The following is a 15,184-nucleotide window of genomic DNA, read 5'->3' as shown; positions in this document are numbered from 1 at the left end:
GGGGGTTCAGGCGAGGTGGAAGTAGGCGGGGAGGATCTGCTTCTCGCCGCCGCCGGGGGCGAAGTACTCCCCCATCGCGGCCTCCCAGCGGGGGCTGATCGCGGCCTCGGCGATCGCCTGCTGCGCGGCATCGACGTCGTCGGCCTCGAAGTATCCGACCACCATGCCGTCTTCCGGCCGCAGGAACAACGAGTAGTTGCGCCAGCCGGCCTCGCGGAGCGCCTCGCGCATCTCCTCCCACACGTGCTGATGCGCCTCGACGTAGTCGGCCAGACGCTCGGGCCGCACGTGCAACAGGAAGCAGCAGCGGTGCGGGCTGCGCGCCTCGCTGGTCGCGAGGAGGGTGTCGAGCTCGGGGGCGGTCATGGGTGCTCCGTTCGGGGTGCGGTGGTCATGAGGGGTCCGGTGGGGCCGACGGCGGCTTCCGTCGCACCGGGGCGGTCGATGGCCGGCTCCGCTCGCGGGTCCCCGGCGGCGGGCAGGTGCCCGTCCCGCCGCTCGATCCCGCGCAGGCCGCGGCCCACGAAGGCCGCGATCCGACGGGCGCCCGCCTCCCGGAAGTGGGTGTCGTCGCGCAGGCCCTCCGGCCAGCGCGCGCTCTCCCCCGGCGCGAGGTGGCAGAAGAGCCCGGCGGAGGCCGCCTCGCCGAGGTCCTCGTACCACCAGGCGGTGAAGCCCTGCAGGTCGATCAGGGGGACGCGGAGCTCCGCCGCGAGGTCCCGCACGGCGTCGGGGTAGTCGCCGTGGCTCGGCACGAGGCGCCCCTCGCGGAAGCGCCGGCGCTCCACCGAGGTGCACAGCACCGCGCGCCCGCCGCGCGCGTGCACCGCCTCGACCATGCGGCGCAGGCGGCGCGTGTAGCCGCCGCGGGCGCCGAGGGTGAGCGGCTGCTTCTGATCGTTGTGGCCGAACTGGAGGAGCACGGTGTCCCCGTCGGCCACGCCGTCCAGCAGGGCCGGCCACACGTCCCGCAGGCAGGACTCGGTCGTGCCGCCGCCCACGGCGCGGTTCACGACGGGGGCGTCCACGTGCTCGCCGAGGAACGCGCCCCAGCCGGACATCGGGGCCTCCTCGGGCGGGCAGGCGGCGACCGTCGAGTCACCCGCGAGGAGATAGGTCATGACCTGCCCTCCGCGCCCGCGAGATACGGGATCTGCTCGGGGAGGTCGTCGCCGATCAGCGCGAGGTTCGCGATCGCGGAGAGCCCGTACTGGGCGGCGCCGTTCGTGCCGAGGAACGCCGCCTCGTCGACCGGCTCGAGCACGGAGGGGCCCTCGACCCGGGTGATCGACCAGTCGGCGCGGCCCACCATCGAGTCGGTGTTCACCTGGTCCCCCTCCCCCATCAGGAACGCCCGCCAGGCGCGGGCGGCGAGCGCGCGGTCCCCGGTGCGCGCGGCATGCATCGCGAGCAGGCGGCTGTAGGCGGGGATCAGGGAGATGCCGGTGAGCGGCGCCCCGAACCTCTCCGTCTGCTCCTCCGGCGTGGCGAGGTAGTAGCGGCAGTACTCGTCCCAGGCGTGCGCGAAGCCGGGATCGTCCACGAGATCGAGGAGCTCGGCGACCACCTCGACGAGGCCGAACACGGCCGCGAGGTGCGAGACCCGCACGCGGTCCCGGGAGGTGTCGAAGCGGCGCTCGTCGAGGTCCCACAGCGCCTCCCCCGTGAACAGCCCCTGCGGCAGCTCCCCGATCCCGGCGAGCGCCGAGCGCAGCTTCTGCTCCGCCTCCGCGTCGCCGTGGCGCTCCCACGCGGAGAGCCAGGCGCCGAGCAGCGCCCCGAGGTCCGTGCCGAGGCCGATCGCGAGCGCCCGGCGGTCCGGGGCGTAGACGTCCTCACGCACCTTGCGGGTCGCGTCCACGCGCAGCAGGGCCTCCTCGGAGGCGGCGACCTCGTCGAGCAGCTCGCCGGTGCGCTCGTCCGCCGTGAGGAGGTGGAGGTGGCGGCGGTAGAGCGCGCTCGAGACCCGCAGCTGCTTCGCGCTGCACCCGAAGTGCTGCACGTTGTGGCGGGTGCCGAGGCCCGCGAAGCGCCCCACGTGGTACTGGTCCACCTCACCGGTGTGGCGGGTCATCGCCTCCGCGAGGCGGAACGCGCCCGCGTCCCCGCTGCGCAGGAAGTCCTGCCAGAGCCAGAGGTCCGGGGACAGCTCCGAGTTGTCCCAGGCGTAGCCGCCCACGTCGTAGCGCCACGTGTGCCGGTCGACGTCGTAGGTGTGCATGACGTCGCCGTAGTCCCAGAAGCCGTACCAGCGGCGCTGCTCGACCTGGGCGCGGTAGTGCTCGCGCAGCAGGACGAGGCGGTCCTCGAGGTGCGCGCGCTGCGGGGTGGAGCGGTCCACCGGCGCCCAGAGCCCGAAGACCCTCGCCGCGTGGAGCCGCTCCGGGGCGACCATCGGCTGCGGCGGGAGCGCGCACGCGGCGGCGAGGGAGGAGAGCTCCTCCCCCGTGGGCGTCGCGGGGAAGGCGTCGACCACGAGCTCATGGGTGCGGGCGATGCCGCGGGCGTCGCCGAAGCCCGGCTCGTAGTCCTCGTAGGTGATCTCGAGGGCGTCGAGCTGGTCCGCGAACGTCTCCTGCCCGAGACCGTCGTGGTAGAAGCGCAGGTCCATGGGCTCGGCGGTGGGTGCGTACATCCAGGCGGTGAGCTCCGCCGTGTCGCCGCGGGCGCCGGCGACGTCGAGCTGGGTGGGGATCAGCTTCCAGAAGTCCCGCAGCCCCGCGCCGATCCCGCCGTGCACGTCCCCCACATAGGCGTAGCCGCGGCTGCGGGTGCCCGCGCCCGCGGTGATCCACGGCCGGTCCGGGGCGGTGCGCTTGGCGACCGTGTAGCCGTCCGCCGTGGGCTGGCGCAGCGTCCACGCGTCCCAGCAGGGCACCCAGCCCAGGCGGCCGGAGACCGTGGGCGCCCAGGTGGAGGTCTCCGGCGTCCGGCGGCCGGCGACCTGAGCGGCGCGCACCTCCGCCCCGGGGTCGCGGCGCAGGCCGGTCACGCCCTGCACCGCCTCGGTGAGGAAGCCTCCCTCGCCGCCGGCGAGGCGCACGTGGCGGTCGTGCGGGGCGGCACGCAGCGGCACCTCGAGGCGCAGCCCCAGGGAGGTGAGGAAGAGGCGCTCCGGGTCCGCGTCCCACACGATCGAGTGGAGCACGCGGATCCGCGGGGAGCCGGCGGTCACGACGAGCCGCAGCACGAAGGGCAGCACCCGCTCGCGCTGGCCCTCGTCGCCGATCTCGTGATGCCCCTCGAGGCGCAGCACCGCCTGCTGCTCCCCGCGGCGCTCGATCCGCACCCCCGTGGTGCGCACCGTGTGCTCGCGGCGCGGGGCGGCGGGATCCGCGCCCGTCGCCGAGGAGGCGACGATCCGCCCACGCAGCCCCACCTCCCGCCCGTCCACCACGATCCGGCGGATCGGGGCGGCCGGATGCGGGGAGACCTCGAGCAGCAGCGATCCCGCGTCCACGGTGACGGCGCCGTCGGCCCCGGTCCCGATGCGCAGGGGCGCGACCTGCCCGGGGGCGCTCCCCCGCTCCACGAGCTCGCCGTCCCCGGCGGGGGCGAGACCCCCGTGTCCGCTCCACTTCACGGAGCCGTCGGGCCAGCGGGCGGTGACCCACGAGTCCACCGGGCGGCGCCGCTCCCCCTCGCGCAGGTCGAGCTCGGGCAGCTCGTGCACCGTGCCGCGCGGCCACGGCACACCCCACTGGACGGGCACGGGGGCGTGCCCCTCGCGGGGTTCGAGCAGGTGGATCCCGGTGGTGGGGAGCGTCGTCATGGGGTCCTCTCAGCCGCGCTCGGCGGCCGTCAGCGGCTGGGCGCCCGCGGCAGGAGTCGTGTACCGCAGCGCCGGCGCCGCGGGGGTCTCCATGCCCTCGCCGAGGAAGTAGCTCGTGTGCGGGGGCTGGTTGTAGGCGACGTTCTGCCAGGCGACGGCCAGCCGGTACTGGGGGTCGGAGAGCAGGGTGCGCAGCCGGTGGTCGGTCACGTCCGTGGTGGTGAGGATCCGCAGCGCCGTGGAGTCCTCCGTGCGGTACACGAGCTCCTCGCGCCAGTCGCCCAGCAGATCCGCCTGGAGCGCCGGGTTGCCCTTCGTGTCGTTGTTCGTCGCGGTCCCCTCGAACCGCTCGATCTCGACCGCGGAGCCCTGCTCGGGATCCCACTTCGCGACCGTCGGCACGCCCGTGCGGGCCGTGGTGTCGAACTCGTGGTCCACGATCTCGCTGAGGAGGTCGCCGTCCCACAGGGCCGTGAAGTTCGCGGCCGGGATGTCCGTGCCGATCAGCTCGCCGGAGGCGGAGCGCAGGGAGCCGACGGGCGAGTCCCACTCGGCGTCGTAGCCCACGTTCCAGCCCTCCGCCCCCGCGTACCGGGGGTCGATGTCGGCCATGGCGCCGCGGCCCGTGTCCTTGTTCGCGGGGACGGACCACAGCACCTCGCCGGTCGCCGCGTCCCGGAAGGTCGAGCCGATGCCGCCGTTGCCCTTGACGTCCTCGTGGACGGCGAACACCTCGAGGCCCGGCCGGGACGGGTCGAAGTCGCTCACGTGCATCGCGTCGCCGTGGCCGAGCCCGGTCGTGTAGAGGCCGGTGCCGTCGTCGTCGATCGTCGCGGAGCCGTAGACGATCTCGTCCCGCCCGTCGGCATCGACGTCCGCGACGGTGAGGTTGTGGTTGCCCTGGCCGGCGTAGCCGCCGTCGCCCTCGTGGTCGGAGTCGAAGAGCCAGCGCTCGGTGAGGTGCTCGCCGTCGAAGTCCACCGCCCAGAGGGTCGCCCGCGTGTAGTAGCCGCGGGCGAAGACGGCGGAGGGGTGCTCCCCGTCGAGGTAGGCGGTCGCCGAGAGGAAGCGGTCCACGCGGTTGCCGTAGCCGTCGCCCCAGTCGGTGACGGTGCCGCGCGGCACCCCGTAGTCGATCGTGTCCACCGCGGCGCCCGTGCCGCCGTCGAAGACGGTGAGGTACTCGGGGCCCTCGAGCACGTAGCCGGCGTCGTTGCGATGGTCCGCGTCGGCATCGCCGATCACGGTGCCCGCGCCGTCGACGGTGCCGTCGGCCGTCTTGACCATGACCTCCGCCGTGCCGTCGGAGTCGAAGTCGTAGACCTGGGGCTGGGAGTAGTGGGCGCCCGCGCGGATGTTCACGCCCAGGTCGATCCGCCAGAGCTTCTCGCCGTCGAGCTCGTAGGCGTCGAGGTACACGGTGCCGGTCGCCCCGGGGCGGGAGTTGTCCTGCGAGTTCGTCGGGTCCCACTTGACGACGAGCTCGAGCTGCCCGTCGCCGTCGAGATCCGCGGTCATCGTGTCGTTGGCCCGGTAGGACTGGGCGGTGCCGTCCACGGCGGTGAAGTCCGCGGGCTTGTCGAGCGGCACGTCGAGGTGCTGCTCCGCCCACGGGGTGAACTCCTCGCTCGCCCACTGCTGGCTGTGGCCGTTCGCTCCCTTCTGGATCGCGATCCGGTACACGGAGTCGGCGTCGCCCTCGGCGTCCAGGAGGTTCGTGGAGTCGGTGATCGGCTTCTCGGTGATCCGCTCGCCGTCGCGGTAGACCACGAAGCGGGTGCCCATGGCCTCGTCGCCGAGCAGCCGCCAGGACAGGAACACCCCGTCCTCGGTGACGGCGGCGACGGCGCCGCGGTCCAGCCGCTCGGCGTCCCGGAGCAGCGGGGCCGACGTCGGCGCGGCGGTCGCGGGCTCCGCGCTCTGGACGACCGCGACGCCCGCGCCGCCGAGGGCGAGGGGAAGGGCGAGCAGCAGCGCGGCGGGCCGGCGCAGGGCGCGCGACCAGGGCCGGGTGGCGGGCGAGGTGGGGAGGGGGCTGTGCGGGGGCATCGTCGCTCCGATCGACAGGCAGGGGCGGGAGGAGAGGGAAGGGGGTGGCGGGATGGGGAGGGGACGCGTCAGCCCTTGACGGAGCCGATCATCACGCCCTTGGCGAAGTGCTTTTGGAGGAAGGGGTAGATGCACATGATCGGGAGGGTCGCGATGACGATCACCGCGAACTTCAGACCCTCCGCGGGTGGCACGTAGTTCGGGTCGAGGTTGCCGATCGTCGTGGACGGGTCGGTCGAGATCGTCACCTGGCGCACGAACATCTGCAGCGTCCACTTCGAGCTGTCGGAGATGTACAGCAGCGGGGACATGAAGTCGTTCCACAGCCCCACCGCGTAGAACAGCGAGAACGTCGCGATGACCGGCTTGGACAGCGGCAGCATGATCCGCCAGAAGGTCGTGAACTCGTTCGCGCCGTCGATCTCCGCGGCCTCCCGCAGCTCGCCGGGCAGCTGCTGGAAGAAGGTGCGGATGACGATGAGGTTGAAGGGGTTGATCGCGAGGGGCAGGATCAGCGCCCAGTACGAGTCCAGCAGCCCCAGCTGCTTGATCACGAGGAACAGCGGGATCATGCCGCCGGAGAACAGCATCGCGAACAGCACCAGGCGCATGATCAGCCCGCGGCCCACGAGGTTCGGGTCGGAGAGCGGGTACGCCATGAGCAGCGTCATGACGATCTGGACGACGGTGCCGACGACCGTCACCCCGATCGTCACGAGCAGGGAGCGGACGAAGGTGTCCGTGGAGAAGATGTAGCGGTAGGTCTCGAGCGTGGGGTTCTCGGGCCACAGGAAGAACGGCCGCGCGGCGATCTCCGACTCGGTCGCGAAGGACGCGGCGAGCACGTAGAGGAACGGCAGGATCGTGAGCGCCGCGAATCCCAGCAGGATCACGATGTTGACGCCGTCGAACACCCGGTCCTTGGCGGTGGTGTGGTTGAGGGGCATCACGGGCTCCTAGAACAGCGAGGAATCGGTGAACTTCTTCGCGAGCCAGTTCGCACCGAGAATGAGGACGAGGCCGACGAGGGACTTGAACAGCCCGATCGCCGTGGAATAGCTGTAGGCGCCGTTGGTGATGCCCATGAAGTACACGTAGGTGTCGAAGACGTCCGCCACCTCGCGGTTCAGCGAGTTGGTGAGCATGTAGATCTGCTCGAACCCGGTGTCGAGGAAGTTCCCGATGTTGAGGATCAGCATGATGATCACCGTCGGGACGATCGCGGGGATCGTCACGTGCCGCAGCTGCTGCAGGCGCCCGGCGCCGTCGAGCATCGCCGCCTCGTAGAGGTTCTTGTCGACGCCGGCGAGCGCGGCGAGGTAGATGATCGTCCCCCAGCCGGTGCTCTTCCACAGGGTCTGCGCCATGATCAGCGGCCGGAACCAGTCCGGATCGGCGAGCACGTTGACCCGCCCGCCCAGGAGGTCGTTGAGCAGCACCGTCACCGGGCCCACGTCGAGCGCGAACAGCAGGTAGGTGAGCCCCGAGACGATCGCCCAGGAGAGGAAGTGCGGGATGTAGATCGCCGTCTGGATGAACTTCTTCAGCAGGTGCTGGCGCAGCTCGTTGAGCATGAGCGCCACGACGATCGGGGCGGGGAACGCGATGAGCACGTTGAGCACGGCGAGGATCAGCGTGTTGCTGAGCAGGCGACCGAAGTCCGGCCCGCTGAACAGCCGCTCGAAGTGCTTGAGCCCCACCCACGGGCTCCCCTCGACGCCGAGGAAGGGCAGGTAGTCCTTGAACGCGATCGTGATCCCGTACATCGGCGCGTACTTGAAGACGGCGAAGTAGATGATCCCGGGGATGAGCATCAGGTAGAGCACCGGGGCGCGGCGCAGCCGCTTGAGGATGCTCCGCCGACGGCGGGGCCCGCCGGCGAGCGGCGCCGGCGCGTCCGGGGCGGCGGCGGCGGGGAGGGCGGCGCCGGGCGCCGCGGGAGGGGTCATGACCATGGCCGCGCCTCCTGGAGGAGGCGGCGGCCCGGGCGGCTCACTGCCCGCCCTTCTGGAACAGCTCGTTCATCTCGTCGACGACCTGCTGGCCGCCGCTGCTGGTCCAGCGCTCGAGCTCCGCGGTGAGGCCGGCCTCGTCGAGCTGCCCGGCGAGGTACTTCAGCCGGGCGTCGACGACGATCTGGTCGAGGATCGCGCCGCTCTGGAGGTAGGTCTCCGACATGTACGCGGCACCCGGGTTGAAGACCGCCTTCGTCAGGTCCGACTCGTGGAAGGCGAGACGCTTCTCGTCGAGCGCGGCCTCGGGCTCGCCGGCGGGCTGGGAGGGGTAGCCGAGGTAGCCGTTGGACTGGCTGCCGATCTGGGCGAAGGCGGAGACGTCGCTGCTGACGACATTCGCCTCCTCGCTGTCGATCGCGACGCTCTGGCCGTCCTCGACGGTGTAGTTCACGCCCTCGAGGCCGTTGTTCAGGAGCCGCTGGCCCTCCTCGGAGGAGAGCTTGTCGAGGGCGGTGAGCACGGTCGCGAGCTGCTTCTCCGAGGGGACGGAGGAGCGCGGGATCGTGAGGTAGCCGGAGTAGCCGGGGGTGGGTAGGGCCCAGAGGGTGCCGTCGGGGTTGGTCAGGTTGCCGACCATCGTCACCTTGTCGCCGTAGCCCTCCGGGTCCTCGTCCTTGAACAGGCCCATCAGCTGCCCGCCGCGGGAGGAGACGTCGGCGATGATGCCGCCCTTGCCGGTGAAGAAGGGGTCGTTCCAGGTGGCGGCGTCCATCGTGGCGAAGTCGGCGTTGACGTGGCCGGCCTCGACCATGGCGCGCATCGAGCGGTTCGCGTCGAGGAACTCGGGGGCGAGGAAGGCCGGGGAGAGCTTCCCGCCCTCCTCCTTCCACACGTTCGCAGTGCCGTGCCAGGTCTCCCAGAGGTCGTAGGGGCCGTTGTTCCCGTAGCCGCTCCACGCGGGGATGATCAGGCCGGTCGTGGCGGAGCCGTCGCCGTTGGGGTCGCCCTCGGTGAAGGCCTTCGCGATCTCCTGGAGGTCGTCGGTGGTGGTGGGCTCCTCGAGGCCGAGCTTCTCGAGCCAGTCCTTGCGGAGGATCACGGCGGCGCGCATCGCGTCGCGCAGGCGGAAGATGCCGTAGGTCTTCCCGTTGATGCTCGCGCCGTGGGCGACCTCCTCGTTCTCGGGCGTGAGGTTCGGGTAGTCGCCGAGCACGTCGGTGAGGTCCCAGTAACCGCCCGCCTGGGCGGTCTGCGCGAACTCGGCGCTCTTGCCGGTGTGGACCATGACGTGGGGGATGTTGTCGGAGGCCATCGTCACGGTGACCCGGTCGCTGTAGCTGGAGTTGGGGACCCAGGTGATCTCGAGCGGCATGCCGACGAGCTCCTCGACGGCCTTCTGGAGCTTGCCGGCGGGATCGGGGGCGGTGTCGGAGAGCAGCGGCGCCATGATCTTCAGGGAGGTGATCTCCTCCCCGGAGTCGGCGGCGGATCCGCCGGAGCTGCCGCACGCGGCGAGGGAGAGGGCGGTCGCGCCGGCGGCGGCGCCGCCGAGGAGGGTGCGTCGGGAGAACATCGTCGTTCCTTTCGAAGGGGGACTGCACAGGGGTGGAGCGGGTCCGGGTCCCGGGGCGTCGGCGCCGAGGGGCCGGAGGTCGGTGGGGATCAGGCGGGGGTCGTCCGGCGGGCGGCGGTGGGGTGGCCGGCCTGTCGGGGTCGGGGTGCCGGGACGGGGCGGGGGGCCGCCTCGGGCCGGGGTGTCGCGTCAGCGGGCCGCGGCGGATCGCCCGCGACGGCGAGCAGCTCCTCGTTGCGGTCGATCGAGTGGCCCACGAGGTGCTCCGCGACCAGCAGCGGGACCGCCGCGCCGAGGAAGGGGACGAGGCCGGGGACGGCGGCGAGGATCCCGCCCCACAGGGCGAGGGCCGCCGCGAGGACGAGGGTCATCGGCGCCTGCGCGAGGGCGAGCGCGGCAGCGCGCCCCAGCACGTCACGGGCGCGCAGGCGGTAGCGCAGCTCGACCGCGGGCACGTGCAGCAGGACCGCGAGCACGAGCAGCGCCCCGATCCCGGCGAGCACCCGCACGGCGAGCGGGACACCGGTCGCGAGCAGCGCCGTGAGCGAGGGCAGCAGGAGCAGGGCGGGCAGCCCCAGCACGAGCTGGGCGCGCAGCCACTGCTCGCGCCACACCCGGGCGACGCCGCGCAGGGTGATCGGCTCGCCGCGGCGGGCTCGGGCGGCGGCGTCCACGGCGGCGAGGGTCGCCGGTGCCCAGCCCAGGACGATCCCGCCCGCGAGGGTCCCCGCGATCCAGATGCCCTGGATGATCAGCGCGCGCAGCACGAGGTCGGTGCCGGCGCCGAGCGCGTGGACGGCGCGGCCCATTCAGATCGCCTCCACGAGGAGGTCGGAGTACTCCGCGACGAGCGGCGCCATCTGGCGCAGGCCGATCCGGCCGCCGCGGCGTGCGGGGCCGCCGACGCCGCCGTCGTCCGTCCAGCGCAGGCAGACGAGGCCCGCGACCTCGACGGTCAGCTCGGCGCCGCGCCAGGTGAGCTCGATGCGGTGGTCGCCCTCCGCGTCGATCGCGGCAGGGAGCGGGTCCGGGCCCTGGGCGACGAGGTGGAAGCCGTGGCTCTTGCGGACGTTGAGCGTGTGCAGCGCCCGCTCCGAGGGCCACATCCGGCGGTAGTAGGAGAGGTGGTAGGCGTCGATCGCGCCGGAGTGGTACTGCTCGTACTCGCCGCTGCGGGTGGGGAGCGCGGGGTCGAGGACGTCCTGCCCGTCGCGGCCGCGGGCGGCCCAGAAGATCATCGCGAGGCCGGGCTCGTGCAGGGGCCGGAAGCTCCACGAGATCCGCACGTCCCCCTCGTGGGTGACGGGCAGCCAGGCGACGACGTTCGCGGCCTGGCCCTCGCCCGGGTGGGCGCCGCTCTCGAGGCGGAGCCGACCGGCGGGGAAGGACGTGACGGCGGGCCCCTCGAGGTGCCAGCCGGCGAGGTCGCCCGGCCCGGAGAGGGCCGAGCGGTGGATCGTGGTGGTCATCGCCGGGCTCCCTTCCGGTCCTCGTCCTCGAGTGCGGCGCCCGGCCTCGGGCGCGCCGTCCGGCGCCCGGCCTCGGGCGCGCCGTCCGGCGTGCGGCTGCGGTGCCGGCGCCGTGTGACTGCCGTCATCTTGAATCGTTCCAGGACGCTCGTCAACCGCTTTCCCGAAACTCGTCCGGGACGCTCGGACGGCCGCGGGGTCCGGGGGGACGAGTGACCGTTCACCCGCCACGGGCCACCGGCCGCGGCCGCCCCCGCCGGCGGGTCCACGCCACCGCCATGACCAGGGAGCATGGATCCTCGGACCGTTCGTCGATCGCGACCTGCGGCCGTGCGATCCTGTCACTCGACGACGTCACCGTTCTCACGGATGAACGGTCACACGTGATCCGATCGTGATACACCGTGACCGGTGAACCGCATCCCGCGAACACCCTCCGCGCATCACTCGGAGACCCCGCCCGCGCCCCTCCCTCGCTCCGGAGCAGCCCATGACCACCGTCCGCCGGCCCACCATCCGCGACGTCGCCCGCCTCGCCGGGGTCTCCCACCAGACCGTCTCCCGCCGCCTCCGCGGCGACCCCACCGTCTCCCCCATGCTCGCCGCCCACATCGACAACGCCGTCGCCCAGCTGGACTACCGGCCGAACCTCGTCGCGCGGGCGATGCGCTCCCGGAGCACGGGTCGCCTGGCGATGGTGCTCCCCGTCGGCGATGCGACGAGCTCGCTGCAGCTGCTCAGCGGCGCGTACGAGGCGGCGCAGGCCGCGGGGTTCGCCGTGGAGGTCGTCTCCCTCCCGGCGACGGAGCTGCACGGGAGGCGCGTGGTCGAGCTCGCCGACTCCGGCCTCTACGAGGCCGTGCTCGCCCTGACGGACCTGCCCCCGCAGCACCGGCGCAGCACGGACGGCGCCCCCATCGTCTCCGCCCCCGTCTACGACGAGCGCATGCGCGGCATCGGCCCGCTCTCGGAGGCCTCCCGCATGGCCGAGCTCGTCGCCCACCTCGCCGAGCACGGGCACCGCGAGCTCCTCCACCTCACCGGGGAGACCGACCATCCGGCCTCGGTGCGGCGCCGCGAGGCCTTCGAGCGGGCGGTGCGGGAGCTCGACCTGCGCTCGGCGGGCGTCGTGGACTGCCGCTGGGACCCGGCCATCGCGGCGAGCGCCGTGCGCGACCTCCCCCGGGACACCGGCGTCACGGCCGTCCTCGCCGGGAACGACACCCTCGCCGCGGGCGCCGTGCGCGGCGCCGCCGAGCGCGGCTGGTCCGTGCCGGGGGACCTCAGCGTCACCGGCTGGGACACCCAGCCGCTCAGCGCCGCGATGCTGCCGGCGCTGACCTCGGTCGCGATCGATCACAGCCGGCTGGGGGCCGACCTGCTCACCGAGCTGCTGCGCGTCATGGGCGGCGATGCGCCGGAGATGGACCGCCCCTCGATCACGCAGATCGTCTGGCGGGAGTCCACCGGTCCCGCGCGCGACCGGTGACGCGCCGGCACCGCGTCACCGGGACGCCGGCTCCCCGTAGCGCTCGCGCTCGATCCGCTCGAGGCTCTTGCCCCGCGTGTCCGGCGCCCCGATCACGCCGACCAGGAGGGACACCACCAGGAAGGCGATCATGAGGACGCCCACGAACGGGACGCCCCGGGTCTCCAGGAGCACCGGGAAGAAGTAGCTCAGCACGCCCACAAGGATGCGCGCGACGAAGAACAGGACGCCCTGCGCCGTGGCCCGGTACCGGGTCGCGAACATCTCCGCCGTCCACAGCGCATAGAAGGCCTGCGCGCCGATGCCGGCCGAGGCACCCCACAGCACGGCGAAGAGGATGAGCAGCGGCATGGTCACGTGGGCGAAGACGAGCACGAGCCACGCGGCGATGCCGAGCGCGGCGCCGATGCCGTACAGGACGCGGCGGTCCATGCGGTCACCCAGCAGCATGAAGCCGACGTAGGTGACGACCACCGTCACCGTCCACAGCAGCACCTGCAGGAGGTTCTGGCTCGCCGGGCTCTCCACGCCCGCCGTGGCGTAGACGCGGGGCATGAAGATCCCCATCTGCCCGGCGACGAGGTTCCACAGCGAGTAGACGCCGACGAGGAACAGCAGCGCCGTGACGTTCCGCCGGTTCGAGAGCAGCTCGCGCACGCCTCGCCGCTGGACGGGCCCACCGGCGGCGACGGCCTCGTCGTGCCGCCGGCGCTGCGCGGTCCAGATGTCCGACTCGGCGAGGCCGCGCCGGACCCACCAGGTGATGAAGGCGACCACGAAGAGATGGGCGAAGACGATCCGCGAGCCCAGCAGGCCGAGCGGCACCAGCGCGGTCGCGATCGCGAAGACGATCGCCGGCCCGAGCGACCAGGCCAGCTGGGCGGTGCCCACGTGGCGGGCGCGCTTCTCGTGCGGCGCCTGCTCGGCGATGTACGTCCACGCGACGGGGACGCCGGCCCCGACGGCGATGCCGGTCAGCACGACGCCGATCACGAGCATCGCGGCGTGGGTCGCGAACACGACGAGCAGCGTCCCGAGCATGTAGAGGACGAGGTCGTAGGTGTAGATGAACTTGCGCCCGTAGCGGTCGCCGAGCGGCCCGCCGATCATGGCGCCGATCGCGGCGCCGAAGGCGTTGGCGGAGATCGCGGCGACGAGGCCGACCATCCAGCTGGAGAAGCCGAAGAACTCCTGCCAGAAGGTCAGGCTGGTGGCGAGGGCGATGATCGAGCCCGCCTCGATGTAGTTGGACATGGCGACGGCGATCGTCGCCTTCCATCCGCGCACGCGTCCGCGCGCGGGTGCTGCGGGGTGGGTGGACATGGGATGCGGTCTCCTTCGACGTGCATCGGGCCGGGCGGTCACCGTTCGACGCCACGTCCCCCTCGGGCGCTTGTCGACCGGCACGACTGATGCTAACGTTTCAATTGAGTCGTTTCAAGGTCCGTCGGCCGTTCGTTCCCCTCAGGGTCGATGCCGCCCCGCCGCCCCGGACGTTCGAAGGAGAACCGTCATGTCGGCTGTCCCCGCCCCCACCCGGGCACCGCACCTCTGGTGGGTCGCGACCGTCTGCGGCATGGCGTCGTTCATCGACGCCGCCGCCATCGTCAGCTCCGGCATCGCGCTCGTCATCTACCAGCAGACCATCGGCCTCACCGACGGCCAGCTCGGCGCGCTCTCCGCCGCGCTCACCCTGAGCATCGCGATCGGCGCCATCAGCGGCGGCCGCCTCGGCGACCGCTTCGGCCGGCGCGCGGTGTTCCTCGTGACGATGGTGATGGTGATCATCGGGGCCACGCTGCTCGTGCTCGCCGGCGGCTTCGCCTCGCTGATGGTCGGGACGATCCTCCTGGGCCTCGGCTCCGGCGCGGACCTCCCCGTCTCCCTCGCCACGATCTCCGAGGCCGCGACGGACGCGAACCGCGGCAAGCTCCTGGGCTTCTCGCAGATCCTCTGGACCGGCGGCATCCTCAGCTCCACCGCGATCAGCGCGATCGTCGGGGGCATGGGCCGCCTCGGCGGCCAGCTGCTCTTCGCCCAGGTGGGCGTCGCCGCGCTGCTCGTGCTGCTCGCCCGGCTCACGATCCCCGAGTCCGCGTCGTGGTCCGCCGCGCACAGCGAGCGGAAGGCCGGCGCCCGCACCGTGCGCGCCGAGCGCACCGGCCTCAAGGACCTCCTGGGCGACCGGCTCTACCTCATGCCCTTCCTCGCCCTGCTCGGCTTCTACACGCTCACGAACCTCGGCGCGAACACGGGCGGCCAGTTCGGCACCCTCATCGCCGTGAACGCCGTGGGCATCAGCGTCCAGCTGAACTCGACGATCGGCCTGGTGCTGTTCCCGCTGGGCTTCGTGTGGGCGCTGCTGTTCATGAGGATCGTCGACACCCCGCGCCGGATGACCTGGTTCGTCATCGGCGCCGTCGCCCTCGCGGTCTCCTACCTGCTGCCCGTCGTCCTCGGCTTCAGCCTCCCCGTCTGGATCGCCATGCAGGTGATCAACGGGTTCGGCGGCGCCTTCGCCTTCGAGGCGATGATGAAGGTCTGGTCCCAGGAGTCCTTCCCGACCCTCATGCGCTCCTCCGCGCAGGGCACGGTCATCGCCGTGGCGCGCGTCGTCGCCGCCGGCGCCGCGACCGTCACGCCCGTCCTCTCCCACACCCCGCGGGTGCTCTACCTGTGCATCTTCGCGGTCGCGTCCATCGGCCTCCTCATCGGCCACCTCGGCTTCCGCAAGGGCCGCGCGAACCTCTTCGACGTCGAGGCGAAGGACCTCGCCGAGGCGCAGGTCGAGCTCATGGCCCAGGGCCTCCGCCGGGACGCCCCGGCCTCGGCCCGCCTCCCCTGACCACCCCTCCCCCACCGACCCCGCACACGAAG

The 15,184-nt window shown here is 72.6% G+C and carries 12 protein-coding genes; 2 read left to right on the top strand and 10 right to left on the bottom strand.

What is annotated here, in order from left to right; translation table 11 throughout:
- Window positions 1–6 precede the first annotated feature (6 nt).
- The 9 genes from NLU66_RS04715 to NLU66_RS04675 form a co-directional block, all read right to left on the bottom strand.
- The gene (locus tag NLU66_RS04715) at window positions 7–366 is read right to left on the bottom strand and encodes an L-rhamnose mutarotase (protein WP_259361789.1); all 360 of its coding nucleotides are present in this window, start codon (window positions 364–366) and stop codon (window positions 7–9) included.
- Window positions 363–1,121 (bottom strand): rhamnogalacturonan acetylesterase, encoded by a 759-nt coding sequence (locus NLU66_RS04710; RefSeq protein WP_259361788.1) that lies wholly within the window; start codon window positions 1,119–1,121, stop codon window positions 363–365. The genes NLU66_RS04715 and NLU66_RS04710 overlap by 4 nt, the downstream gene beginning before the upstream one ends.
- Window positions 1,118–3,772, bottom strand: a complete 2,655-nt coding sequence (locus NLU66_RS04705) for a Tat pathway signal sequence domain protein (protein WP_259361787.1) — start codon at window positions 3,770–3,772, stop codon at window positions 1,118–1,120. Before NLU66_RS04705 ends, NLU66_RS04710 begins: the two co-directional genes overlap by 4 nt.
- A gap of 9 nt (window positions 3,773–3,781) precedes the next feature.
- On the bottom strand, window positions 3,782–5,821 hold the full coding sequence (locus NLU66_RS04700) for a rhamnogalacturonan lyase (protein ID WP_259361786.1): 2,040 nt from the start codon (window positions 5,819–5,821) through the stop codon (window positions 3,782–3,784).
- A 68-nt stretch (window positions 5,822–5,889) separates the two neighbouring features.
- Window positions 5,890–6,768, bottom strand: a complete 879-nt coding sequence (locus NLU66_RS04695) for a carbohydrate ABC transporter permease (RefSeq protein ID WP_259361785.1) — start codon at window positions 6,766–6,768, stop codon at window positions 5,890–5,892.
- Between the two features lie 9 nt (window positions 6,769–6,777).
- Window positions 6,778–7,776: an ABC transporter permease gene (locus tag NLU66_RS04690; protein WP_259361784.1), complete on the bottom strand. Its 999-nt coding sequence runs from the start codon at window positions 7,774–7,776 to the stop codon at window positions 6,778–6,780.
- 37 nt (window positions 7,777–7,813) lie between these two features.
- The gene (locus NLU66_RS04685; RefSeq protein WP_259361783.1) at window positions 7,814–9,349 is read right to left on the bottom strand and encodes an extracellular solute-binding protein; all 1,536 of its coding nucleotides are present in this window, start codon (window positions 9,347–9,349) and stop codon (window positions 7,814–7,816) included.
- Between the two features lie 89 nt (window positions 9,350–9,438).
- Window positions 9,439–10,158, bottom strand: a complete 720-nt coding sequence (locus NLU66_RS04680; protein ID WP_259361782.1) for a DUF624 domain-containing protein — start codon at window positions 10,156–10,158, stop codon at window positions 9,439–9,441.
- Entirely contained in the window at window positions 10,159–10,818 is a 660-nt protein-coding gene (locus tag NLU66_RS04675) for a YesU family protein (RefSeq protein WP_259361781.1), read from the bottom strand.
- Between the two features lie 490 nt (window positions 10,819–11,308).
- On the opposite strand from NLU66_RS04675, the gene NLU66_RS04670 reads away from it, so the two are divergent.
- The gene (locus NLU66_RS04670) at window positions 11,309–12,307 is read left to right on the top strand and encodes a LacI family DNA-binding transcriptional regulator (protein WP_259361780.1); all 999 of its coding nucleotides are present in this window, start codon (window positions 11,309–11,311) and stop codon (window positions 12,305–12,307) included.
- A gap of 15 nt (window positions 12,308–12,322) precedes the next feature.
- On the opposite strand, the gene NLU66_RS04665 is transcribed toward NLU66_RS04670, so the two are convergent.
- A complete protein-coding gene (locus NLU66_RS04665; protein WP_259361779.1) occupies window positions 12,323–13,630 on the bottom strand; it encodes an MFS transporter in 1,308 nt (435 codons plus the stop codon).
- Between the two features lie 190 nt (window positions 13,631–13,820).
- On the opposite strand from NLU66_RS04665, the gene NLU66_RS04660 reads away from it, so the two are divergent.
- Complete coding sequence (locus NLU66_RS04660) at window positions 13,821–15,152, top strand: MFS transporter (RefSeq protein ID WP_259361778.1); 1,332 nt, start codon at window positions 13,821–13,823, stop codon at window positions 15,150–15,152.
- The last annotated feature ends 32 nt before the right edge of the window (window positions 15,153–15,184 follow it).

Origin of the sequence: Brachybacterium sp. NBEC-018 (genome assembly GCF_024860185.1) — a bacterium.
GTDB lineage: Bacteria > Actinomycetota > Actinomycetes > Actinomycetales > Dermabacteraceae > Brachybacterium > Brachybacterium rhamnosum.
The sequence above is the reverse complement of the archived record's forward strand: the minus strand, read 5'-3'. Positions and strand labels throughout refer to the sequence as shown.

Bases quoted from the DNA above. Each gene is read 5' to 3' on its own strand.
- NLU66_RS04675 (WP_259361781.1), bottom strand. From the start codon at position 10,818: ATGACCACCACGATCCACCGCTCGGCCCTCTCCGGGCCGGGCGACCTC.
- NLU66_RS04695 (WP_259361785.1), bottom strand. From the start codon at position 6,768: ATGCCCCTCAACCACACCACCGCCAAGGACCGGGTGTTCGACGGCGTC.
- NLU66_RS04660 (WP_259361778.1), top strand. From the start codon at position 13,821: ATGTCGGCTGTCCCCGCCCCCACCCGGGCACCGCACCTCTGGTGGGTC.
- NLU66_RS04705 (WP_259361787.1), bottom strand. From the start codon at position 3,772: ATGACGACGCTCCCCACCACCGGGATCCACCTGCTCGAACCCCGCGAG.
- NLU66_RS04670 (WP_259361780.1), top strand. From the start codon at position 11,309: ATGACCACCGTCCGCCGGCCCACCATCCGCGACGTCGCCCGCCTCGCC.
- NLU66_RS04700 (WP_259361786.1), bottom strand. From the start codon at position 5,821: ATGCCCCCGCACAGCCCCCTCCCCACCTCGCCCGCCACCCGGCCCTGG.
- NLU66_RS04710 (WP_259361788.1), bottom strand. From the start codon at position 1,121: ATGACCTATCTCCTCGCGGGTGACTCGACGGTCGCCGCCTGCCCGCCC.
- NLU66_RS04715 (WP_259361789.1), bottom strand. From the start codon at position 366: ATGACCGCCCCCGAGCTCGACACCCTCCTCGCGACCAGCGAGGCGCGC.
- NLU66_RS04690 (WP_259361784.1), bottom strand. From the start codon at position 7,776: ATGGTCATGACCCCTCCCGCGGCGCCCGGCGCCGCCCTCCCCGCCGCC.
- NLU66_RS04680 (WP_259361782.1), bottom strand. From the start codon at position 10,158: ATGGGCCGCGCCGTCCACGCGCTCGGCGCCGGCACCGACCTCGTGCTG.
- NLU66_RS04685 (WP_259361783.1), bottom strand. From the start codon at position 9,349: ATGTTCTCCCGACGCACCCTCCTCGGCGGCGCCGCCGCCGGCGCGACC.
- NLU66_RS04665 (WP_259361779.1), bottom strand. From the start codon at position 13,630: ATGTCCACCCACCCCGCAGCACCCGCGCGCGGACGCGTGCGCGGATGG.